27 protein-coding genes are annotated in these 20510 nt (G+C 65.0%); 13 read left to right on the top strand and 14 right to left on the bottom strand.

Features of this window, described 5'->3' with window-relative positions; all coding sequences use genetic code 11:
* The first annotated feature begins 97 nt into the window (after positions 1–97).
* Positions 98–940 (top strand): lytic transglycosylase domain-containing protein, encoded by an 843-nt coding sequence (locus RCP37_RS10465; RefSeq protein ID WP_308486770.1) that lies wholly within the window; start codon positions 98–100, stop codon positions 938–940.
* Positions 941–944: 4 nt separating this feature from the next.
* Here the strand turns inward: RCP37_RS10465 and RCP37_RS10470 are convergent, their stop codons facing one another.
* On the bottom strand, positions 945–1310 hold the full coding sequence (locus RCP37_RS10470) for an Hsp15 family ribosome-associated heat shock protein (protein ID WP_308486771.1): 366 nt from the start codon (positions 1308–1310) through the stop codon (positions 945–947).
* 12 nt (positions 1311–1322) lie between these two features.
* Positions 1323–1946: an FKBP-type peptidyl-prolyl cis-trans isomerase gene (locus RCP37_RS10475; RefSeq protein WP_308486772.1), complete on the bottom strand. Its 624-nt coding sequence runs from the start codon at positions 1944–1946 to the stop codon at positions 1323–1325.
* Positions 1947–2144: 198 nt separating this feature from the next.
* On the opposite strand from RCP37_RS10475, the gene RCP37_RS10480 reads away from it, so the two are divergent.
* Together RCP37_RS10480 and RCP37_RS10485 are read left to right on the top strand one after the other, a co-directional pair.
* Positions 2145–2534 (top strand): TA system antitoxin ParD family protein, encoded by a 390-nt coding sequence (locus RCP37_RS10480; RefSeq protein WP_308486773.1) that lies wholly within the window; start codon positions 2145–2147, stop codon positions 2532–2534.
* Positions 2531–3109, top strand: coding sequence for an ATPase (locus tag RCP37_RS10485; RefSeq protein ID WP_308487030.1), 579 nt, complete (start codon positions 2531–2533; stop codon positions 3107–3109). Before RCP37_RS10480 ends, RCP37_RS10485 begins: the two co-directional genes overlap by 4 nt.
* Here RCP37_RS10485 and RCP37_RS10490 read toward each other — a convergent pair.
* The 3 genes from RCP37_RS10490 to RCP37_RS10500 all read right to left on the bottom strand — a co-directional run bounded on the left by RCP37_RS10490 (position 3106) and on the right by RCP37_RS10500 (position 5389).
* Positions 3106–4119, bottom strand: coding sequence for an NADP-dependent oxidoreductase (locus RCP37_RS10490; RefSeq protein WP_308486774.1), 1014 nt, complete (start codon positions 4117–4119; stop codon positions 3106–3108). The genes RCP37_RS10485 and RCP37_RS10490 overlap by 4 nt on opposite strands.
* Positions 4120–4192: 73 nt before the next feature.
* Complete coding sequence (locus RCP37_RS10495; RefSeq protein ID WP_308486775.1) at positions 4193–4843, bottom strand: maleylpyruvate isomerase family mycothiol-dependent enzyme; 651 nt, start codon at positions 4841–4843, stop codon at positions 4193–4195.
* 6 nt (positions 4844–4849) lie between these two features.
* The gene (locus tag RCP37_RS10500) at positions 4850–5389 is read right to left on the bottom strand and encodes an FKBP-type peptidyl-prolyl cis-trans isomerase (RefSeq protein WP_308487031.1); all 540 of its coding nucleotides are present in this window, start codon (positions 5387–5389) and stop codon (positions 4850–4852) included.
* A gap of 79 nt (positions 5390–5468) precedes the next feature.
* Here RCP37_RS10500 and RCP37_RS10505 point away from each other — a divergent pair, with 79 nt between their 5' ends.
* Together RCP37_RS10505 and RCP37_RS10510 are read left to right on the top strand one after the other, a co-directional pair.
* Complete coding sequence (locus RCP37_RS10505; RefSeq protein ID WP_308486776.1) at positions 5469–6506, top strand: TIGR03617 family F420-dependent LLM class oxidoreductase; 1038 nt, start codon at positions 5469–5471, stop codon at positions 6504–6506.
* Positions 6507–6516: 10 nt separating this feature from the next.
* Positions 6517–7392: a DMT family protein gene (locus RCP37_RS10510; RefSeq protein ID WP_308486777.1), complete on the top strand. Its 876-nt coding sequence runs from the start codon at positions 6517–6519 to the stop codon at positions 7390–7392.
* On the opposite strand, the gene RCP37_RS10515 is transcribed toward RCP37_RS10510, so the two are convergent.
* The 3 genes from RCP37_RS10515 to RCP37_RS10525 all read right to left on the bottom strand — a co-directional run bounded on the left by RCP37_RS10515 (position 7389) and on the right by RCP37_RS10525 (position 10064).
* A complete protein-coding gene (locus RCP37_RS10515; protein WP_308487032.1) occupies positions 7389–8213 on the bottom strand; it encodes a DUF6498-containing protein in 825 nt (274 codons plus the stop codon). The two genes, RCP37_RS10510 and RCP37_RS10515, sit on opposite strands and share 4 nt — an antisense overlap.
* Positions 8214–8289: 76 nt before the next feature.
* Positions 8290–9213 (bottom strand): NAD(P)H-dependent flavin oxidoreductase, encoded by a 924-nt coding sequence (locus RCP37_RS10520; protein WP_308486778.1) that lies wholly within the window; start codon positions 9211–9213, stop codon positions 8290–8292.
* 50 nt (positions 9214–9263) lie between these two features.
* Entirely contained in the window at positions 9264–10064 is an 801-nt protein-coding gene (locus tag RCP37_RS10525) for an alpha/beta fold hydrolase (protein ID WP_308486779.1), read from the bottom strand.
* 133 nt (positions 10065–10197) lie between these two features.
* Between RCP37_RS10525 and RCP37_RS10530 the strand changes: the two genes are divergently transcribed.
* On the top strand, positions 10198–10947 hold the full coding sequence (locus tag RCP37_RS10530) for an MgtC/SapB family protein (protein ID WP_308486780.1): 750 nt from the start codon (positions 10198–10200) through the stop codon (positions 10945–10947).
* 92 nt (positions 10948–11039) lie between these two features.
* The gene (locus RCP37_RS10535; protein WP_308486781.1) at positions 11040–11471 is read left to right on the top strand and encodes a cellulose-binding domain-containing protein; all 432 of its coding nucleotides are present in this window, start codon (positions 11040–11042) and stop codon (positions 11469–11471) included.
* Positions 11472–11479: 8 nt separating this feature from the next.
* Here RCP37_RS10535 and RCP37_RS10540 read toward each other — a convergent pair whose 3' ends face one another.
* Positions 11480–12046, bottom strand: coding sequence for a dihydrofolate reductase family protein (locus tag RCP37_RS10540; protein ID WP_308486782.1), 567 nt, complete (start codon positions 12044–12046; stop codon positions 11480–11482).
* 104 nt (positions 12047–12150) lie between these two features.
* Here RCP37_RS10540 and RCP37_RS10545 point away from each other — a divergent pair, with 104 nt between their 5' ends.
* Entirely contained in the window at positions 12151–13074 is a 924-nt protein-coding gene (locus RCP37_RS10545) for an aromatic alcohol reductase (RefSeq protein ID WP_308486783.1), read from the top strand.
* A 50-nt stretch (positions 13075–13124) separates the two neighbouring features.
* Positions 13125–13271 (top strand): hypothetical protein, encoded by a 147-nt coding sequence (locus tag RCP37_RS10550; RefSeq protein WP_308486784.1) that lies wholly within the window; start codon positions 13125–13127, stop codon positions 13269–13271.
* Positions 13272–13295: 24 nt separating this feature from the next.
* On the opposite strand, the gene RCP37_RS10555 is transcribed toward RCP37_RS10550, so the two are convergent.
* The 4 genes from RCP37_RS10555 to RCP37_RS10570 form a co-directional block, all read right to left on the bottom strand.
* Positions 13296–13847 (bottom strand): YaeQ family protein, encoded by a 552-nt coding sequence (locus RCP37_RS10555; protein WP_308486785.1) that lies wholly within the window; start codon positions 13845–13847, stop codon positions 13296–13298.
* 93 nt (positions 13848–13940) lie between these two features.
* Positions 13941–14840: an alpha/beta hydrolase gene (locus RCP37_RS10560; RefSeq protein WP_308486786.1), complete on the bottom strand. Its 900-nt coding sequence runs from the start codon at positions 14838–14840 to the stop codon at positions 13941–13943.
* Complete coding sequence (locus tag RCP37_RS10565; protein ID WP_308486787.1) at positions 14837–15046, bottom strand: hypothetical protein; 210 nt, start codon at positions 15044–15046, stop codon at positions 14837–14839. The genes RCP37_RS10560 and RCP37_RS10565 overlap by 4 nt, the downstream gene beginning before the upstream one ends.
* 420 nt (positions 15047–15466) lie before the next feature.
* Positions 15467–15997: an Rv1443c family protein gene (locus RCP37_RS10570; protein ID WP_308486788.1), complete on the bottom strand. Its 531-nt coding sequence runs from the start codon at positions 15995–15997 to the stop codon at positions 15467–15469.
* Positions 15998–16107: 110 nt separating this feature from the next.
* Between RCP37_RS10570 and RCP37_RS10575 the strand changes: the two genes are divergently transcribed.
* Entirely contained in the window at positions 16108–16773 is a 666-nt protein-coding gene (locus RCP37_RS10575) for a TetR/AcrR family transcriptional regulator (protein WP_373693175.1), read from the top strand.
* Positions 16774–16799: 26 nt separating this feature from the next.
* On the opposite strand, the gene RCP37_RS10580 is transcribed toward RCP37_RS10575, so the two are convergent.
* A complete protein-coding gene (locus tag RCP37_RS10580; RefSeq protein WP_308486789.1) occupies positions 16800–17369 on the bottom strand; it encodes an NAD(P)H-dependent oxidoreductase in 570 nt (189 codons plus the stop codon).
* Positions 17370–17874: 505 nt separating this feature from the next.
* Here RCP37_RS10580 and RCP37_RS10585 point away from each other — a divergent pair.
* The 3 genes from RCP37_RS10585 to RCP37_RS10595 all read left to right on the top strand — a co-directional run bounded on the left by RCP37_RS10585 (position 17875) and on the right by RCP37_RS10595 (position 20453).
* The gene (locus tag RCP37_RS10585; protein ID WP_308486790.1) at positions 17875–18843 is read left to right on the top strand and encodes an acyl-ACP desaturase; all 969 of its coding nucleotides are present in this window, start codon (positions 17875–17877) and stop codon (positions 18841–18843) included.
* A gap of 920 nt (positions 18844–19763) precedes the next feature.
* A complete protein-coding gene (gene cmtR, locus RCP37_RS10590; protein WP_308486791.1) occupies positions 19764–20120 on the top strand; it encodes a Cd(II)/Pb(II)-sensing metalloregulatory transcriptional regulator CmtR in 357 nt (118 codons plus the stop codon).
* A gap of 51 nt (positions 20121–20171) precedes the next feature.
* Positions 20172–20453: a DUF1490 family protein gene (locus RCP37_RS10595; RefSeq protein ID WP_308486792.1), complete on the top strand. Its 282-nt coding sequence runs from the start codon at positions 20172–20174 to the stop codon at positions 20451–20453.
* Positions 20454–20510: the final 57 nt, after the last annotated feature.

The raw sequence follows: 20510 nt of genomic DNA on the forward strand, positions 1-20510 counted from the left end.
CTGATGAAGAAAAGCGAAACGTGTTCTAGGCCGCCGCGGACGCTCCGATCAGCCGCCCTGCGCGGTTCGCGACGGGGCACGGGAGAAGATGAAGGACATGGCTGTTCGGTTGTGGCGCCTGGTCGCCTCTCTGGTTGTGACCCTCGGCTGTGCGGTGACGGCGGCACTACCTGCCGGCGCGGCGCCCGGCGACCCCGCGGCGCTGGCCGCCGACCTGGTCGCGGCCGATCAGGCGTTGCGGAATACGTCCTCGCCCGAGCAGGTGCTGGCGGCAGCGGCCCGCCGCCAACAGGTCGCCTACCGGACCCTCGGCGCGCATCCCGAGTGGGATGCGATCGCCCGCCCGCAGATCCCGCCGGCGCTGCTCGACGTCTACGACCGCAATATCGACGCCCGCCGGCAACTCATGGCGCTCACCGACCCCAAGCCCACTATGCCGCCCTGGCGGGTGGTGCCACCGGTCCCCGCCAACGAGCTGCTGACTGCCTACCGCGCGGCCGAGGCCGCGTCCGGGGTGCCGTGGAACTACCTGGCGGCGATCAACTTCGTCGAGACCGGCTTCGGCCGCATCAACGGGGTCAGCGATGACGCCGCACAGGGGCCGATGCAGTTCCTGCCGTCGACGTTCGCGGCCTACGGCAACGGGGGAGACATCCACTCGCCGCGTGATTCCATCATGGCAGCCGGACGTCTGTTGGCAGCCAACGGTTTTGCCACCAATCGCGACAAGGCGATCTGGGGTTACAACCATTCCGACTACTACGTGCGGGCGGTCAACGACTATGCCGCGGTCATGGGCGGCGACCCGGCCGGATTCGCCAGCTACTACCGCTGGGACACCTACTACCGGACCACCGCCGGCGATCTGCTGCTGCCGATCGGCTATGTCTCGTCGTCGCGGATCCCGGTGGGGGAGTATCTCGCTGCGCACCCGCAGTGACCGCTCAGCGCTGTTGGTCCCGCCACTTGTCCAGCATCCGGCGATCCCGTTTGGTCGGCCGCCCGGCGCCGCGGTCACGGGTGGCCATCGCCGTGGCGGATGCCGGTGGGGGCGGCGGCGTTCGATCCAGGTAACAAGTCACCGCGTCAGCCGCACCGACTCGCTTCTGAATCACCCGCAGCACCTCGACGATTCGGGTGCGATCACCCACCAGAGCACTGACCACATCACCGGGCGAGACCATTGTCGCCGGCTTGGCCGGGCGGTTGTTGACCCGCACATGTCCGCCGCGGCATGCGGCGGCGGCGTCCGGCCGGGTCTTGGTGATCCGCACCGCCCACAGCCACCGATCCACCCGGCTCGATTCCATGGCGGCCCAGGCTCAGCGTGAGGCGTTGAGGATCTTGATCGCGAAGACAAGCGTGTCGCCGGGCAGGATGCCGGCGGCCGGCTGCCCCTCGGGATAGCCGTCGGCGGGGACCATCGCGACCGCCACCGTCGAGCCGACCTTCTGGCCCGCAATGGCCTTCTGGAATCCCGGGACCACGCGGTCCAGTCCGAAGTCGACCGGTTTGCCGCGTTCGTAGCTGCTGTCGAACACCGATCCATCACGTCCGTTGACGCCCATGTAGCAGACCGAGACCGTTGCGGTGTCCCCGACGACGCGGCCGTCGCCGGCGTGCAGTGTGTGTACCTCGGTCTGGGTGACCTTGAACGGCCCGGTCACGACGACACTGGGCGCGGCGGAGCTCGTGGAGCCGGTCACCGCGATGCTGCCGGTGGCACCCTTCAACGTCCAGTCCGCTGCGACACCCTCGGCCGGCGGCTTGGAGGGGCAGGCGGTGACGGTCTCGCCACCCGGGGGCAGGAACAGGTCGGTGACCGACGACGTCTTCGACGACGAGGTGCTGTCCGAACCGGCACAACCGGCGAGCGCCGCCGCCAACGAGGCGACACCGATGGCGAGTGAGACGAACCGAGGCATACGCGAATTCACCTTGGTCACGCTACAGGCCCGGCGACGGCGCCGGACCTAGCATCGAGGCCATGGACATCGCGGCGTCGGGCCACCAGCGGCCACGCTGGAACCACAACATTCACTACCTGCTGCCGATGTTCCGCTACGGGCTGGTCTGGCGAAAACCCTCCGTGTAGCATTTTGCTATGCGTCGTTACAAGATGCTACGAAATAGGGAGGTCGCTGATGCCTGAGGTCGCCGACCGGGTTACCCGTTTTGCCGCGGACCTGGTGGACAGCGCCGCCGCCGAAGGCGCGCGCCAAAGCAGGTCGGCCAAGCAGCAGCTCGACCACTGGGCGCGGGTCGGCCGTGCGGTCTCGGCGCAGCAGAGCGCGGCGCGGCGACGGGTCGAGGCGGCGCTGGCCGGTCAACTCAGCACCGGTGCGTTGACCGGCGAAGAAGGCGTGGTGTTCAACGCGGAAATTTCTGCGGCGATCGAGGAGAGCTTGGTGCACACCAACTACGGCGACATCCTCGCCGAGCGCGGCGTCACCACCGTGGCTCTCGATGACGACGGCCGCATCGTCGAATACCGGCCCGACGGCACCTCGGTGATCGTGGAGCCGACACCCTGAGGCGGCTCGACCTCGTCGTCGGCCCCGACGGGGCGGGCAAGTCGACCTTTGTCGCCCTCACACTGGCGCCGCTGCTGCCGGGCGCACCCTTCGTGAACGCCGACGAGATCGCCAAGAACCGTTGGCCCGACGACAGGGCCGCGCATGCCTACGACGCAGCGCGGCTGGCCGCGAAGACCCGGATGAAACTCATCGAGGCGGGGCGTTCGTTCATCGCCGAGACGGTGTTCTCCCATGAATCGAAGATCGACTTGATCCGTAGTGCACACACCCACGGCTACACGGTGGTGCTGCACGCGGTGCTCATTCCCGAAGCGTTGGCGGTACAACGCGTCCGGTACCGGGTGGCCGCCGGCGGACATGCCGTGCCCGAGGAGAAGATCCGCGAGCGCTACCTCCGGCTTTGGCCGCTGGTCACCGAAGCAATCGGAATCGTCGATGTCGCAACGGTTTACGACAACTCGCGCACTGCCGGTCCTCGGATAGTGGCGCAGTTCGCGGGTGGCGCGGAGATCGGTGAGCTGGCCTGGCCAAGCTGGTCCCCCGAGGCGCTGGTGAGGCGCCACCATCCCTAACGGGAGATCTTCACCACCAGCTTGCCGACGTTCTTGCCGTCGAACAGCATGTTGATCGCGGTCGGCAGCTGCTCGAAGCCCTCGACGACGGTCTCGAGCGGAGTGAGCTTGCCGGCGGCGATCAGCTCGGAGATCTCGGTGTTGGCCTCCGGTGCCCGAAGGAAGTGATCGAGGACGATGAAGCCCTTCAAGGTGGCACGCTGGATCAGCAGGTTGCCGAACGCGCGCGGGCCCGGCGGGGGGTTGGTCTCGTTGTACCCCGAGATGAGCCCACAGAGCGCGATTCGGGCGCCGACGTTCACGCGCGCAAAGATGGCATCCATGATGTCGCCGCCGACGTTCTCGAAGTCGACGTCGATGCCGTTGGGTGTCGCGGCAGCAAGCTGGCGGGCCCAGTCATCGGCGCGGTAGTCCACCGCCGCGTCAAAACCGAGTTGATCGGTGAGCAGCGCGCACTTCTCCGGTCCACCAGCGATCCCGACGACTCGGGCGCCGCTGGCCTTGGCGAGCTGACCGGCCACCGAACCGACCGCGCCGGCTGCGGCCGAGACGACAACGGTCTCGCCCGGCTGCGGCTTGCCGATGTCGCGGATCCCGATCCACGCGGTGAGTCCGGTCATGCCGAGTGCGCCCAGGTAAGCGCTGGGTGAGACGCCGTCCGCGATGTCGACCGGGAACAGCGGCATGGTGTCGGAGACGACCACGTAGTCCTGCCAGCCGGTCAATCCCTGCACGGTCTGGCCGACCGCATAGTTCGGGTTGTTCGATGCGATGACCACGCCGAGGCCGGCGGCGCGCATGACCTCGCCGATGCCGACCGGCGGCAGATACGACGGAGTCTCGTTGATCCACATCCGGTTGGTCGGGTCTAGCGAGATCCAGTTGACACGCACCAGCGCCTCGCCGTCGCCGATCTCCGGCACCGCCTGCTCGCTGAGTTCGAAGGTGTCCGGGCCAATGCGGCCGGATGGGCGTTCGCGGAGAAGGAAGCGGCGATTGCGATCGGTCATGAGCGCACGCTACCGGATGCGGCCGACGCTGGCAATGGTCCTTAAAACAGTTGGGGGACAACGCAAAAGAGATTCATATGTTGCCTGTGAACGTTCGCAGTGCCTGCACGTGGACTGCGGGACCGGTCAGCGCGACGTCGGCTCGCGTCTGGCGCCCCGCCAGCCAACGAACCAGGTTTGCCGGCGTCCCCTGCACCAGGACCGCCTGATCCGTCTCGGGACCCAGGGATGCCACAACATGGCCCTCGTCGGTGCTGACTGTCATCGCCGCGCCCGCGGGCAGTTTTGCGTGCTGATAGCGCAGCAGTGGGGCAATGGCCTGTCGCAGTGTTGCCGGGGCCGGGTGGTCGGCGCCGTTGGCGGCGGCGAGGTCATCGTGATGGGTCCAGTACTCGAACAACGTGAGTGGTGCTATCCGCGAGCTGAGCAGCAGTCGCGGCAGTGGGCGCCGTAGTCGGTCGATCAAGTCGGTGAAGGCGTAGCGGTGCTCACGCCGAATGGCGAACTCCACCATTCTCGGAGGCGCCGGAACAGCGATTCCGCGTGCCACCAGGGAACGCGCGATGAACGTCGAGATGCCGCCCAGGCGTTCCTCGGCCGCCAGGTGGGCTGCAAGATCTCGCGCGGTCCATGACCCGCACCCGGCGTGCGCCGAGGCGCCGGCGGCACTCAACGAGTTCGTGAGTGCCGCCCGCTCGGCCTCGATGTCCTCGGCGAGCGCCACCGTGGATCAGCCTGAGGCGCCGAGGATCTTGATCGCGAAGATGAGGGTGTCGCCCTGCCGGATGCCGGCGCTGGGCTGGCCGTCGGGGTAGCCGTCGGCAGAGGTCATGGCCACCGCGACCGTGGAACCGACCGTTTGGCCGGCGATCGCCTTCTGGAATCCGGGAATGACGCCGTCGAGTGGGAAGTCCACCGGGGCGCCGCGCTTGTAACTGCTGTCGAATACCGACCCGTCGCGTCCGTTGACACCCATGTAGCAGACGGACACCTTGGCCGTGGCCGGAACCACCGGGCCGCTGCCGGCCTGCAGGGTGTGCACCTGGGTCGACGTCACGCTGAACGGCGTCGACACATCCACTCGGGGCGCGGCCGTATCGGTCGATCCGGTGACCGCGACGCTGCCGGTGGCCCCGGTCAGCGTCCACTCCGGCGCGCCGCCGGCCGGTGCGGCGGTGGGGCAGGAGTCGGCGGCTACGGCCGTGCCTGCTGCCGCGAAGGGCAAGGCGATTGCCGCGAGACTGGCCGCAATGGCAACGAATGAGTGCATCCGAGTGGGTTTCACGTCCGCCACGTTACAGACGCAAAGTAGCCCCGTCGGCGGGGACTCTGCACGTAGTCTCACCCAGGTGCACATCGACGTCATGGCCCTGCCGCAGCCGTTGGCCAACGCCGGCGACCTCGCCCGCAATACCCAGTCGGCGGGTTTCTCCGGCCTGCTGTTCACCGAAGCCGGCCGCACCGCGTATCTGAACGCCGCCATCGCATCTCAGGCCGCGCCGGGTCTGGAGCTGTCGACCGGTGTCGCGGTTGCCTTTCCCCGCAGTCCGTTCGTCACGGCGGCCACCGCGTGGGAGCTGCAGGAGGCGAGCGGCGGCAAGTTCCGGCTGGGTCTCGGCACCCAAGTGCGTACCCATGTGGTGCGGCGCTACGGCGCGACGTTCGACCATCCCGGCCCGCGGCTGCGCGACTACGTGCTCGCGGTCAAGGCATGCTTTGCCGCCTTCCGAACGGGAAAGCTGGACCATCACGGGGACTTCTACGACCTGGATTTCATCACCCCGCAATGGAGTGCAGGACCGATCGACGCACCCGACCCCAAAGTCGATGTCGCGGCGGTGAATCCGTGGATGTTGCGGATGGCCGGCGAGGTGGCTGACGGTGTGCATGTGCACCCGCTCGGCGAACCCGGCTACCTGGCGCGTCACGTGGTCCCGAAGGTGGCCGAAGGGGCTGAGAAGTCGGGCCGTTCCCCCTCGGAGATCGCCGTCATCGTGCCCGCGATGACGATCGTCGGCGACTCCGATGAAGAACGGCACAAGGAGCGCGAGTTCGTGCGGGCCAGCCTGAGCTTCTACGGAAGCACACCGAACTACGCCTTCATCTGGGATGAGGCCGGGTTCGACGGCACCACCGCCCGGATCCGTGAGAAGCAGAAGGCCAGCGATTTCGCCGGGATGGCAGCGCAGATCACCGACGAGCACCTTGCTCACTTCGCGACGGAGTCGACGTGGGATGAATTGGCAGACAAACTGATCGGCAAGTACGGGGGAGTTGCGACTCGTCTGGTCCTGTACAACGCACTCGGCGATCCCCAACGCTTCGAGCGATACGGCGAGATCGCCCAGCAGATTTCGGCCGGGACGCACACCGTCCAGGACCGATGAGGCCAGTGGTGTGCTGATCGGTGTGGCGGCCGCGCTGCTGGCCTGTTTCGGCTACGGGGTGGCCTCGGTCCTGCAGGCCTACGGCGCACGTCGTTCTGCTGCGGCAGCGAGTGCCCACGGCACGTCAGACGGCCGACCGACCCTGCGCTCGACCGCCAATGCGGTGCTGACCACGGCGTTCATCGCCGGGATGGCCCTTGACGTCATCGGTTTCGCCGGAAACATCGTCTCGGCCCGGCTGATACCACTGTTTCTGTCGCAGACCATCATCAGCGCGAATCTGGTCGTTACCGCGCTACTCGGCATCGCCGTGCTCGGTGTCCGTCTGCGCCGCCGCGATTGGACGGCGATCGCGACGGTAATCGTGTCGCTGTGTGTGCTGGGATTCAGCGCTGGTCAGGCCGGCACCGACACGTCGGGCTCGAGGCTGCACTGGGCGCTGATCTTCGTGGCGATGCTGATCGCGGCCCTCGGCGTCGGTCTCATTCGCCTGCTGGGAGCGCGTGCCGCCGTCGCAGCCGGCTTGGTCTCCGGTGTTCTGTACGGCGTGATGGCAATCGCGGTGCGGGTAGTCGACGGCGTCGATCCGCTGCAGTTGTCAGTTCTGCTGAAAGACCCGGCGTTGTGGGCGATCGCTATCGCCGGAGCCGGTGGCTTCTACCTGTTTACCGTTGCGTTGCAGCTGGGTTCGTTGAACGGTGCCGTTGCTGCGCTGGTCGTCGGCGAGACGGTGATGCCCGGCGTTGTTGGCGTGACGCTGCTCGGAGACACCGCGCGACCCGGCCTAGCCTGGTTGGTGGCGTTAGGGTTCTGCACTGCGGTCGGGGGTGCGGTGGCCGTCGCCATATTCGGCGCGGCCGACCATGTTCCGGTGGCACACGATTAGGACCTGGCGGTCTTCCAGGGCTGCTCGTTGCGCCGTTGCCGCTCGCGCTCGTTGGCTTGGTCTTTCACCCAGAAGTCCTCGAAACGTTCTCCGGGATGCACGTTCGGGAGTCGATCCATCAGGTTGCTGAGTCGGCGTGGGGGTCTCGCCGGTTCCCATTGGGGAACCACAGTGCTGAGCGCGGCAAGGCTCTTGAGCACGACGAACACCGTGAACAGTGCCGCGGGAGCGTTCGTCGCGGCGATCCCGGCGAATCCGAGCAGCAGGGTCATGTGCACGACCATGACGCGGCCCAGGCCGACGTTGGCAGCGGTTTCGATATCGCGGAAGGACCAGCGGCGCAGGTCGACCAGATCGGTGAGGAATTCCATCGTCAGGAATAGCAGTACGCCCAGGCATCCCCATCCGACGCTGCGCCAGTCCAGATCGATCATCGCAAGCTCGGGCGCGCGGTTGTGGATCAGCAGCGCGAGGATGGCCGCCAGGAAGAATCCATGGGCAGCGCAGAACACCAGGCTGATCAGGGCGAAGCCGCTCAAGAACGACGAATTGGACGGGCCGCCGGTTCCAGGGCCGCGGTAGCGGAAGTGCCCGTACTTGGGGTTCAGGCGCTGGTGCACAGCGATGCGGGCTATCACCAGCAGACACATCGCGACGTTCTCGAACCAGTACACGACCACGGTCGTCGCGCCCGACCAATGTTGGCCGAACCAGCCGAACGCCGGGACCGCGATGACCCCAAGCACGGCGAACAGATGCAGGGGTGAGAACTTTGAGCGGCGCCGCGCATCCTGCCCGGATTCAGGCCCCGACTCAGGCAGGGTCACGCGTCGACCGTCCGACTCCGGCGAACCATTGGATGATCATGGACGTTCGGGGCTCATCTGCGGGCGCGGTTCACAAACTTTCGGCTCGCGCTCGTGCGCCGTCCAGCACCGCTTCCATCTCGTCCCAAGTGCGACGGATGATCTCGGCCACCGGCAGAAGATCGACGATCCGGGACGACACTTGGCCGGTGTTGGCGACGCTGGCCTCCATGTCGCCGTCGAAGTACAGCTCGGTGATTTTGCCCAGCAGCCGCGAATCCGGGTCGTGTGCCGCGACTCTGGCGGCCAGTCCGGTCCGCAGCACCCGCATGGTCGGGTTGCCGGGGACGTCGAGAAGCACTGTGCCGGAATCGTTTGCGGCCACGATGGCGTCCTTGAAGTTCGCGTGCACCGCGGCCTCATGGCTGGCCAGCATCCGGGTGCCCATCTGCACGCCCTCGGCGCCCAACACCAGCGATGCCGCAGCCGACCGGGCATCGCAGATACCACCGGCGGCGATGATCGGCACGTCCACGTTCTCGGCGACCAGGGGAAGCAGCACCATGGTTGAGGCGCCCAGCAGTGACTTGAAACCGCCGCCTTCGACGCCCTCGACCACCAGCGCATCGACACCGGCGTCGGCGGCTTTGAGCGCGCCCTTGAGTGAGCCGACGACGTGGACCACCGTCATGTCGGCGTCGTGCAGCAATTTGGTGAACAAGGCCGGGTCACCGGCGGAGGTGAAGACATGGCGCACGCCGGCTTCGGCCAGGGTGTCGACGATCGACGGGTCGCCCTTCCAGCCCTGGATCATCAGGTTGGCCGCCACCGGTTTGTCGGTAAGCTCACGCACCCGCTGCAGATCAGCCCGCCCTTCGGGCGTGAGGGTTTCGATCACGCCGAGCCCGCCGGCCTCGGACACTGCCGCGGCGAGTTCGGCGCGCGCGATGTAGGTCATCGGGGCCTGGACGACGGGGTAGGCGACCCCGAGCAGGGATTGGATGCGGTTGGCCACGGCTTATTCAAGCACCTGTGCCGACTGCTTTACCGGGGCTAGGGGGCTTGTTAGGACGCCTCGGCGCGCGCGCTGGGGGCGCTGCCTTCGAGCAGGACTCGTGCGACGAGCTCGGGGTCGTCGGCCATTGGCACGTGGCCGCACCCGGGCAGTCGGATGTGGCGGGCCTGGGGGAGTCGTTTCTCGGCGATGCGCGCTTGGTAGGGCAGCAGGATGCGGTCACGTGCGGCCCATGCGACGGTCACCGGGATGTCGGCGGGGATCTCGCGGTCGAACACCTCGGCGGCCGGGAAGATCTTCTTCATGGCGGGAATGGCCCGCCGCATGCCGTTGAGGTCGCCCACGAATTCGTCGGCCGGGATCCGCTCGGGGTGGGCCGACACCACCCCGCCCATCATGTGCCGTGCGCGCGGCGAACGAGCGAGTCTGGGCACCACGGGTGCCAGCAGGCGGGCGCTGGTTGTCAGGCAGGTGAAGAGTAGACGGATGTAGGCGAAGTCGATGGCGTTGTGCCAGTACGCCGCGGGGGACAACACGGTCGCGCTCGAGACCAAATTGTCTGCGGCGGCCTCCATTGCGATCCGGCCGCCCAGAGAGTTCCCGGCGATGTGCGGGCGCTCAAGTCCCAACTGGTCCAAGAGCCCGACCAGTTCGTCGCGCAGGGTTCCCTGTACATCGTTGTTGCGGACCACAAAGTCATGTGACTCGCCGTGGCCGGGCAGATCGAACAGCACCACGGTGCGGTGATCTGTCAGGTGCTCCAACACCGGATACCAGGCCTGCCTGCGGTGAGTGATCCCGTGGACGAGCACCAAGGGCTCACCGGTTCCATGGATCTCGTACTTCAGCATGTCGGTGCTCCTTCGCGGACGGTGATCTCGCCCTTGGGCAACGGTAGCCCTGCTGGTGATTCGGTGGGGACCGCGGGGTGGACTGATGGGTCGGGTAGGTGTAGCCCCTTTCGATACGTGGTAACCCTCGTCGATGACTACGTGGCTGGCGCAGGGATTTTTCAGCGGGACAGGCCAGGGGACTCGCCAGGTCGTGGAGTTGGTGGCGGCGTTCGGGTTGACCGCGCTCATCGGTCTGGAACGTGAGATCCGAGGCAAAAGCGCGGGGCTCTGTACTCAGACGATTGTCGGCACGTCAGCGGGTTTGATTCTGCTGGTCAGCAAGTACGGGTTCGGCGACGTCATCGCCGAGGGCACGGTGATCCTGGACCCGTCGCGGGTTGCGGCGCAGATTGTGTCGGGGATCGGCTTTCTGGGTGCGGGCCTGATCATCACCCGCCGTGGCGCGGTGATCGGGCTTACCACCGCGGCGGCCATCTGGGAGTCAGCAGCGATCGGGATGGCCGCCGCTGCGGGGCTGCTGCTGTTGGCCGTCGTGGTGACCATGCTGCATTTCGTGATCGTGATCGGGATCGCGCCGTCGGTTCGAAGAATGGCGACCCGATTGCCGGGCTCGGTACGGGTGCATGTGATCTACCAGGACGGCCGGGGGATATTGCGGAAGCTATTGGAGGCGTGCGATCTGCACAACTGGCATCTGACTTCGTTGGTCACCGATGCACCGGCGATGGCGTCCGTGCCACTTGGACAACACACCGAGAGTGTCGATCACGTCGGTGTCACGATGACCTTGTCGGGTCCCCGCGTTGTCGAGGCAACGCGAATACTCGCTGATTTCGAGGGTGTCACCCGGATCGATCAGATCCATGACGACGCCGATTGACGTCACGTGACGGTTTCAGTTGGGCAAAGGTACTGCAGGCTACCCGGGGCGGCAGGGGAGATCTCGCCCGTTCGGCTTTAGGGTTGGCTGTTATGGCCGCCGTATCCCACAGTCGCGTGAAACGCTGGTGCACAGCGCTTCACGTTGCCGTGGCGGCAGCCATGGTGGTCATCCTCGGATTCGCGACCACCGCAGTGGCTCATGCAGCCGCGGCAACCGCGACATTGTCGGTGACCTCGACGTGGCAGACCGGCTTCATCGCGCGCTTCACCATCACCAACTGGAGCACGGTGCCGATGACCGATTGGCGGCTTGAATTCGACCTGCCGGCCAATGAATCCATCTCGCACGCGTGGAACAGCAGTGTCGGCCGATCCGGCACGCACTATGTGCTGGCCCCGGCGAACTGGAATCGGATCATCGCGCCAGGCGGTACCGCCAGGGGAGGCTTTCGGGGCGTGGTGTCGGGGACGTACTCGCCACCGGTGAATTGCATGCTCAACAGGCAGTTGCTCTGCAGCTAGAGGTTGGTTCAGTCGTGCTTGGCTTCGTAGCGCAGCAGGACCGGGCCGCCGGGGAATGTGCGGTTCTCCAGCAGTCGCAGCGAGATCCATGACGGCAGGGTCGGGAAGAACGGGATGCCGCCGCCGACGGCGGTGGGGGCGATCACAATCCGGTATTCGTCCACCAGTCCGGCCTGCACGATCGGTGCGGCCAGCGTCGCGCCGGCCACCTCCAGGTTGCCGTCGGTTTCGGCCTTCAACTTCGTCACCACTTCGACCGGGTCGCCGCGCTCCAGCCGGGAATTCCAACCGACCGACTCCAGGGTTCGTGAGAACACGACCTTGGGCATAGCGCGCCAGATGCGGGCGAAGTCGACGATCAACGGGGGAGCGTCCGGATCCTCATCGGCCGTCGGCCAGTACGCCGACATCAGTTCGTAGAGCCGCCGCCCGTAGAACGACAGCGCGGTCTCGCGCTCGAAGTCGTTCCAGTACTGGTGCAGTTCGTCGCTCGGTTCGCTCCAGTCAATGCTGCCTTGCGCGTCGGCGATGTAGCCGTCCACCGACACGGTGAAGCCGTAGATGAGCTTGCCCATGGAGACCAGTGTGCACCGCAGAGACGGTCGGGAATGCTGCGCCGCAGCGGGTCGTTATCGCGATCGTTCGCATTCGGCCAACGGATCAGCACCGCGGAGGGATTATGGCTGCCCAGCAATCATCACACCGGGGAGGCATTCTCGTCATCGGAGCCGGCGAGCTCGGCGGCAGCGTGGTCGCCGCACTGACTCACCGGGACGACGCACCACCGGTGACGGTGCTGCTGCGGCCGTCGGACACGCCCCGGCATGCCCAGCTACGCGATGAGTTCGCGGCCCGCGGCGTCGGTATCGTCGAGGCGGACGTTGCGACGGCGACGGCGGCTGAGCTGTCGACAGTGCTTAGACAGTTCCACACGGTGGTGAGCTGCATCGGATTCGCGGCGGGGGCGGGAATCCAATGCAAGATCACCGAGGCCGCGTTGGCGGCGCGGGTTCCGCGATACTTCCCGTGGCAGTTCGGCGTCGACTACGACGCCATCGGACGCGACAGTCCTCAGAACCTGTTCAACGAACAACTCGACGTGCGCGACATGCTGCGTGCCCAGAGCACCACCGAATGGGTGATCGTGTCGACTGGCATGTTCACCAGCTTCCTCTTCGAACCCGAGTTCGGCGTCGTCGATCTCACCACCAATACCGTTAATGCGCTAGGCAGTTGGGATACGGAAGTCACCGTCACCACTGCCGAGGACATCGGCGCACTCACTGCGGAGATCATCCAGACCCGCCCGCGTATCGCGAACCAAGTCGTCTATGTCGCCGGCGACACGATCACATACCGAGAACTCGCCGAGATTGTCGGACGGGCCAGGGGAGTCCAGGTCATCCGCAATGAATGGACCGTCGCGCATCTATTGCTCGACCTCGACCGAAACCCCGACGATGGACTACGGAAGTACCGTGCGGTGTTCGCTCAGGGCAAGGGCGTCGCGTGGCCGAAAGCCGGTACGTTCAACGTCACCCGTGGCATCCCAACCATGACCACTGAGGAGTGGGCGAGCAAGCACCTCGGTGCGAGACATTAAAGCTGGGAAATGTTGCCTCATGCCGCCCGCGGCAAGCGGAGAATTGCCGCATGTCGCTCGCGCTCTGGATCATCGCTGCCGTGCTCGCCGTCGGAACGATCGCGGGCGGCCTGATGCGGATGCGGGTGTGGTTACAGAGGCCGGTGCCGCCTGAGGTGATCGAGGCTGCGCACCGCGATGACGCCGAGGACGATTAGCCAGCGATAGCGGGGCTCAAATGTTCACTTCAATGGCTCGGGCGTGAAGGTGACGTCGACACCGCCCACGGTCATCGTCACCTGGCCCTCCATCACCATTACCTGCGCCGAGACCCGTCTATCGACGGTCTGAGCCAGTTGCTGCACCGGCGCGTGCGGTATCTGCAGCACTGACAGGTTCGGCAGCCCGGCCACTTTGGGGCCGACGGTGCGCCACCAGGTGGCCACGCCGGCGGCGAACGGGAACAGCAGCACCTGGTCGCCCTGGCCGGCCGCCTTGCCCAAAGCGCGTTCGTCGGGCTGGCCGACGTTGATCCACTCGAGGATCCGGCCGGTGTAGTCGGTGAGCGCCAAGTCCGGTACGCCAGGGGTGGATAGGCCCGGCCCAAACGCCAACTCACCGTCGACGTCGGCGAGTCGGTGCGCGCGAAGCCCAAAGGACAACAGCCGCACCACCATGCGCTCATCATTCTCACTGGGGTGACGGGCCACGGTCAGTGCGTGATCGGCGTAGTAACCGTGATCGACATCGGAGACGCCAAGTTCGACTTTGAATACCGTTGCGGAAAGGGCCACGTCATAGTGTCCACCCAGGTGGTATCGCCAGCGCAATCGGCCCGCTTTGAGCGTTGTGCTTGCCGTCAGGTCAGCGTAGAGAGCGAGCAATCATCACTTGGTGAAGGCTGCGCCCACAAAGGACGAAATTCGCCGCCTGGCTTCTTTCGAATCTGGTGCGGGTAAAAGGATGAAACCGTGGAACCCGCCGGCTATCTCGACAAGTGTCGCGTCTACACCGGCGGAGCGCATGCGGGTCGAGACATTGCGGGAGTCATCGAGTAGACAATCGTGGGTACCGACGACGATCAGTGTGGGGGGAAAGTCGGCAAACGAGCCGTACAGCGGCGACAGTAGAGGCATCTTCAGATCCAGGTCACCCGCATAGGCCAGCGCACTACGCGAAAGACCCTCGCGGGACAGCAGATCTCGGTGTTCATTCGACACGAAGCTGTCGGAGCTGTTGGTGAGGTCAGCCCACGGGAACATCGTCACCAGAGCCTTCGGCGCGTCTCCGCCTTGGTCCAGAACCCGTCGCACCAGGGACATAGCCAGTCCACCTCCGGCAGACTCCCCAACAATGACCGTGGGGCGGTCACGTGCTACCTCCGAGTAAACCGCCCACACATCATCGAGGGCCGCGGGGAATGGATGCTCTGGTGCAAGTCGGTAATCGACACTCACCAGTTCCGCACTGCTGGACCGGGCCAGCCCGCTGTGGGCACGGGCCGCCAAAGAACTACCGGCAACGAATGCCCCACCGTGTACGTGGAAGATCAGCCCCGCGCCCGCCCGGGCGGGACGGAACCACCGAACTGGCACGCCGGCCACCGTGGCGGTGGTCTCCTGGACGCCGCGCACCCTCCGCTGGCGCGACTCCATCGATTGGGTGATCTTGCGTGTTCTGCCTACGTCGTGAGCTCCGCCTGTATGCGATGCCGCCAACAGCACGAGCTTTTGCAGAGCGGCCAGCCGTAGACTCGCGCGGTGCGACTTGGGTTCAGACAGGTTCACGCGATGCTGCTGAAAATCGCCGCAACTAGCCCGCCCAGGATCAGCACGCCAACGATGACTGCGGCGAAGATCGCGCGGCGGCGTCGGTGCCGGCGGGCGCTGTCGATCGCCACAGCGATGATGACGAGGATCAACGCTGGATAGACCAACAGTCCGACTGTCAGCATCGCCGCTTCACCGGTGCTGGCCAGAGTCACTTCGTGCATGCGGTGAGCCTACGGGGGAACGGAAGCATCTCGCCGTTGGTCAACAAACTGACATAATGTACGTTATCGGCGTTAGCGATACCTGCTGGAAGGGGCTGGGTCAGATCGGCATCGCCAGCTTTCCTTGTATCGCGCGGCGCCGCCCATTGAATGACGTTATGCCTACCCATCACCCGTCTCGGTTCTGGTGTGCAAACCCCACGAGCGTCGCGGCCGCCGGCCGCGCCGCCAAGGATCCCGCGCCGGTGCGTCGGCGCCTCGGATACGCGCGCCGCTATTCACGGCACGACGCCGGCCGCAACTGACCCAAAGTCACCCCCGCCTCACCCCTGCCGCACATGGCAATACGTCACAGTGACGAAATGATTGAGTATGCCCGGTGTGCCCTATCGACGCGAAATCACTTCTCGGAGTGGCGAATCAGGCCTGAGGCGTATCGGAGCTACCAAGGGTGCGCATCGTCCGTGCCAGCCGCCGGTGACGATGGGCGAAGAAGTGCCCGAGGACGGTGTTCACCAGGGTGCTTGATCCAGGGATGAGTCCTAAGAACGCCCGTGGGGCTACCGTGATCTCGTCGGTGACGAGGGTCTGCTCACCAGCGGTACCGTCCGTGGGTTCCAAGGTGCGGTGATGCACCCAAATGCGCATGCCGGTCATTCGAGACTCTTCTCGGAACATCCGACCCGGCTCGATCCTGGCGATGGTGATGTCGTCGACACCGACCGGGATGACCCCGAAGAGCAACAGCCAGCTTCGACCGATCCGGGTTCCGGGTGTCACGTCGGCGATGGAATTGCCACGGAAGCTGCGCGGCATGGTCATCTTGAGATACGGACCCATTTCGTCGTTGATCCCGTCCTGCGAGGTGATCCGCCGCCACACCGCATCGGCCGGGCAGTCGATCACGCTGGCTGTGCGGATTACCTGTTCATCGGTGCGAGCCGATCTCATGTCGTTCCTCTGTGGGCTTGATTGGCGTGCTTGATCTGGGTTACGCAAGGCTGTTGTGGGACGCCGAGCAACCTCTCGCCGTTGTTAGGATCACCTCAATACTGAGGCGAATTCCTTGGTTTGACTACTCGCATTTCGGCAGGAGTCCAGCAATCGCTCCACCAGACCGGTATCGCCGCCGTAAGCAGCCGAAACAGGCCCGCGCCAAGGAGACTCGGCAACGCGTACTCGATGCTGCCGCTCAAGTTTTCTCCGAGCGCGGGTATTCGGCAAGCACGACTAACCGCATCGCTGAGTATGCGCAGCTGTCCATCGGTTCGCTGTATCAGTACTTCCCGAACAAGGATGCGATCCTGCGCGCCCTGATGGACCAGCACGTCGAGGCGGGTATGGAACTGCTGGTCCAACGCACCGCCGACGGCTTGCCGGACCGTCTTGAGGACACACTTCGAGTCTTCGTCCGCTCGGCCATCGACAACCATTGCGAAGACCCGGGGTTGCATCGAGTGCTCTTCGAGGAAGCGCCGCGATCCCCCGAGTTCCTCGAGCACCTGCACCATCTCGAACGCAAGGCGATCGCGTCCACCGCACAGCTACTCGCTGCGTACCCAGAGGTGAGCGTCAGCGATCCCACGACCGCCGCACAGGTCATCGTCGCCACCATCGAAGCGCTGGTCCACCGACTTATCGCGACACCCACCCCGGTTGCCGCCGACGTAGCCGAAGACGCGATCGTCACGATGCTCTGCAGCTACCTTGCCGGCGCCACCAGGTGATTTCCTAGACGGACGGCGGCCCGAAATCAGCTCTGCAAGTGGCGAATCAGCTGTGACCAGACTCCGCGCAGCGATTCGACTACTTCGTCTGACTCCTGCGGATGTAGCCCGTTGAAGTTCTTCGCCGGGATCGACAGCTCGATGTCGTCGGGCACCTTCGCGCCGGCGATCGCGAGCGTCTTTCGTGCGTCCGCGTGCGCCCAGGCCGCGCCGTAGCGGCCCAGTGCGGTGCCGATCACGGCTGCGGGCTTGCCGATCAATGCAGCCTCGCCGTAGGGGCGTGAGAGCCAATCGAACGCGTTCTTCAGGACACCCGGCAAACCGCCGTTGTATTCGGGAGTGACCACCAGTAGGGCGTCGGAGTTGGCCGCCTCTGCGCGAAGAGCTTCGACAGCTTCGGCCGCCGGCACCACGTCGAGGTCTTCGTTGTAATGCGGCAGCTCGCCTAGACGATCGAACAGAATCGGCTCGATCCGAGGGGGCGCAACGTTGATGGCCGCTGCGGCCAGCTGACGATTAAGCGAACCGGATCGCAAACTGCCTACGAGAACAAGAACCCTGGCGCTGGGTAATGATTGGCTTATTGGTTGCAACACATCTCCGCGCTAGCGTTGGGTGCCGCGGGTTGTGCGGCTCGTTGTGATCGTAGTCGGCAACGCTGCGTTTCCAGCGGTGACCTAGCCCATGGCAGTCATCACCACTCTCCCCACTCGCCCACCAACGCGCTAAGGCGATACGTCACAGTGACGGAATTAGTTCCAGTAAGAGAGTAATTCGGTTGCAGCAGAGACTAATTGGCACCGGTCGCCAAGGCCGACGTCCCGGCGGTTTTGGCGAAACCGGCAGCGATGTTGCCGCCCGCAGATGTACCTCCAGGCCGCTGTGCGGAAAGCAATGTCGTCGCCGAATAGCAGTTGCAGCACTCCCCCTGTGAGCAAGGTCACGACAACATCACGTATAGTGTTGGTCGAATTGTGTGTCCCACTGATGATCTCCCTGTGAGTTGACCAACTGGTCTGTCTGCGTCGGCGTGCAGCGCGCCGCCGGGGTATGGTTTCGTCCGGCTGGGGGGCCATCTCAATAGCCGTATAGGGAGATGCGATGTCGAGGCAGTTAACCGATCTGGAGATACTTCGCGAGTTGGAGCCCGTTGCGGCAACCAACGTCAATCGGCACGAATTGGTGGCGACCGCGTGGAGTCCCCATGACTATGTGCCCTGGGGTCGTGGCCGCAATTTCGCACGGATGGGTGGTAGCGACTGGTCACCAGAGCAGTCGCAACTCAGCGATGTCGCCAAGGCGGCGATGATCACCAACCTGCTCACCGAGGACAACTTGCCGTCCTATCACCGTCAGGCGGCCAAATACTTTTCCGACGACGGTGCTTGGGCGGCGTGGGTGGGCCGCTGGACCGCCGAGGAAAACCGCCATGGCATCGTGATCCGCGACTATCTCCTTGTGACCCGCGGGGTCGACCCGGTGGCGCTGGAACAGGCGCGAATGCAGCACGTGAGCAACGGTTTCGGAGCCACCGCTGAGGAGGATGCGCGACACAAGACCGACTTCCTGCTGTCGGTCGCCTATGTGACGTTTCAGGAATTGGCCACTCGCGTCAGTCACCGCAACACCGGCAAGGTGTGCAATGACCCGGTTGCCGACCGGATGCTGCAGCGCGTTGCGGCCGACGAGAACCTGCACATGATCTTTTACCGCAACGTGTGCGGTGCGGCGTTGGATCTGGTACCTGATCAGGCGCTGGAAGCGGTCGCCGACGTCGTCGAGAATTTCCGGATGCCCGGTCAGGGCATGCCGAATTTTCGCCGTAACGGGGTGCTGATGGCTAAACACGGGATCTACGACCCGCGGCAGCATCTGGACGAAGTCGTACGCCCGAACCTGCGTAAGTGGCGGATTTTCGAGCGTGACGATTTCACTTCGCGTGGCGAACAGCGCCGGGAACAGCTTGCAACATACCTCGAAAACCTTGAGCGCCAAGTGATCAGGTTCGAGGAGCAACGCGAGCGTCGTCTTTCCCGAGACGCACACCGCCAGGAGGCGAAAGCCGGCTAGACCTGCCGACTCAGATCTGAGCCGTGGCGGCCACTGCCGGGGGCAGAGGACCGCCATGGCCGGATGCCACGCCGCTAGCCGGACGGTGGCGGCACTACAGGCTGGCACGCATTGACTGCCGGATTCCACCAGTTGCCCGGACCGCAGTTCGGCGGTGCGGTGGGCTGGCACGCGTTGGCTCCCGGATTCCACCAGTTGCCCGGACCGCAGTCAGGGGGTTGGGCCATGGCCACACCAGGTGACACTGCTGCCACGAATGACATGGGCGTCAACGCAATCGCGACCGCGCACGCCATACGGCGTAAGAACACGTTCATCGGTCCCTCCTTAGGAAGTGCCCAGACCCTCAGTCTGGGTGTCGATCTACTAGCACTACCCCTTCCGGCGGTCGCGCAACCACCAGGCCGAATGGGTTCGGTGTTGGTCACGTGGGCGGCGACTCCCCATGCATGGGAGGGCTTCAAGTCTGGCAAGTCGAAACTCGTTCTAGCAGTTGTGGAGTGCCTGTGATCGAGCCTCACGTTCCACCACCGCCGCGTATTGCATGGCCGCATTGAATCGTTTCTGAAGCCTCCGTCGCGACGGTGATGTCCCAACTGTCGTCGGTAGAAATCGAGGTGTACCAGGACCGGCAGGAGTCCAATGGGAAACGATGACTGACACGGGCTCTCGAGACAAGCAAACCAACAACTCCAACGGTCCGGTCGCTGACGCTGTACGCCGGTGCGAGATCGCCTGGGCCGGAAAACGAGTCGAACTGGCCCCCGAATGGACCCTTCTCCCGCTACATCCGCGCCTACTGGGGCGCGCCCGGCATCGGCGAAGGCACGTGGAGACCACCCGGGATCGAGTTCGTGTAGCCCAACTGTCTGTTCAGCGGACTGTTTGAATAGTACATTGGATGCTGTACTATTCAGGTTATGCTGACGTGTGAGATGCGGGAATCAGCCCTTGCGCGGCTGGGTCGGGCACTGGCCGATCCAACGCGATGCCGAATCCTGGTGGCTCTGCTGGATGGCGTCTCCTATCCCGGGCAGCTGGCCTCGCATCTGGGCCTGACCCGGTCGAACGTCTCCAACCACCTGTCGTGTCTGCGCGGATGCGGTCTGGTGGTCGCCACGTATGAAGGTCGCCAAGTTCGCTACGGGTTGGCGGACCCGCACCTGGCGCGCGCGTTGGGCGAGCTGGTCCAGGTGGTTCTGGCAGTCGACACCGACGAACCCTGCATCGATGACTGCGTGTCGTCCAGCGCAGTCGAGGTAGCGGCTGAAAGATAGCCAGCCGATCCGAGCTGTCTTGGCACAAAACAACAATGAGGAGATGTCGCAGTGGTTCCGCAAGCACTTTTGGTCAAAGCGGCCGAAACGGTGGTCACCGGCCTGGTCGGGGTGAGCGCCTTTGAATTGCTACGCAGGGCTGCGGGAGCGGCTCCCGTTCACCGCGCCTCGGTAACCGCCACCGAGTGGGGGTTGCGTGGCACCCGACGAGCCGAGGTGGCGGCCGAGGCGGCTCGACTGCGAGTCGCTGATGTCGTCGCAGAAGCGCGGGACCGCCTCGGCGAGGAGTCTCCACTGCCGGTCGCCACCACTGAAGGCGACGACTGCTGCTGAACTGAAGGGGTTATAAGGTGACCGCGGCTATCTGCGCCGATCGAGAACACGCACCGG

This window comes from Mycolicibacter sp. MU0102 (assembly GCF_963378105.1).
Lineage (GTDB): Bacteria > Actinomycetota > Actinomycetes > Mycobacteriales > Mycobacteriaceae > Mycobacterium > Mycobacterium holstebronense.

What these genes read in the sequence shown, in the direction of transcription:
- RCP37_RS10465 (WP_308486770.1), top strand. Translation starts at nt 98, where the DNA reads ATGGCTGTTCGGTTGTGGCGCCTGGTCGCCTCTCTGGTTGTGACCCTC.
- RCP37_RS10470 (WP_308486771.1), bottom strand. Translation starts at nt 1,310, where the DNA reads ATGGAATCGAGCCGGGTGGATCGGTGGCTGTGGGCGGTGCGGATCACC.
- RCP37_RS10480 (WP_308486773.1), top strand. Translation starts at nt 2,145, where the DNA reads ATGCCTGAGGTCGCCGACCGGGTTACCCGTTTTGCCGCGGACCTGGTG.
- RCP37_RS10490 (WP_308486774.1), bottom strand. Translation starts at nt 4,119, where the DNA reads ATGACCGATCGCAATCGCCGCTTCCTTCTCCGCGAACGCCCATCCGGC.
- RCP37_RS10500 (WP_308487031.1), bottom strand. Translation starts at nt 5,389, where the DNA reads ATGCACTCATTCGTTGCCATTGCGGCCAGTCTCGCGGCAATCGCCTTG.
- RCP37_RS10525 (WP_308486779.1), bottom strand. Translation starts at nt 10,064, where the DNA reads ATGCTGAAGTACGAGATCCATGGAACCGGTGAGCCCTTGGTGCTCGTC.
- RCP37_RS10530 (WP_308486780.1), top strand. Translation starts at nt 10,198, where the DNA reads ATGACTACGTGGCTGGCGCAGGGATTTTTCAGCGGGACAGGCCAGGGG.
- RCP37_RS10535 (WP_308486781.1), top strand. Translation starts at nt 11,040, where the DNA reads ATGGCCGCCGTATCCCACAGTCGCGTGAAACGCTGGTGCACAGCGCTT.
- RCP37_RS10540 (WP_308486782.1), bottom strand. Translation starts at nt 12,046, where the DNA reads ATGGGCAAGCTCATCTACGGCTTCACCGTGTCGGTGGACGGCTACATC.
- RCP37_RS10545 (WP_308486783.1), top strand. Translation starts at nt 12,151, where the DNA reads ATGGCTGCCCAGCAATCATCACACCGGGGAGGCATTCTCGTCATCGGA.
- RCP37_RS10550 (WP_308486784.1), top strand. Translation starts at nt 13,125, where the DNA reads ATGTCGCTCGCGCTCTGGATCATCGCTGCCGTGCTCGCCGTCGGAACG.
- RCP37_RS10565 (WP_308486787.1), bottom strand. Translation starts at nt 15,046, where the DNA reads ATGCACGAAGTGACTCTGGCCAGCACCGGTGAAGCGGCGATGCTGACA.
- RCP37_RS10570 (WP_308486788.1), bottom strand. Translation starts at nt 15,997, where the DNA reads ATGAGATCGGCTCGCACCGATGAACAGGTAATCCGCACAGCCAGCGTG.
- RCP37_RS10585 (WP_308486790.1), top strand. Translation starts at nt 17,875, where the DNA reads ATGTCGAGGCAGTTAACCGATCTGGAGATACTTCGCGAGTTGGAGCCC.
- cmtR (WP_308486791.1), top strand. Translation starts at nt 19,764, where the DNA reads ATGCTGACGTGTGAGATGCGGGAATCAGCCCTTGCGCGGCTGGGTCGG.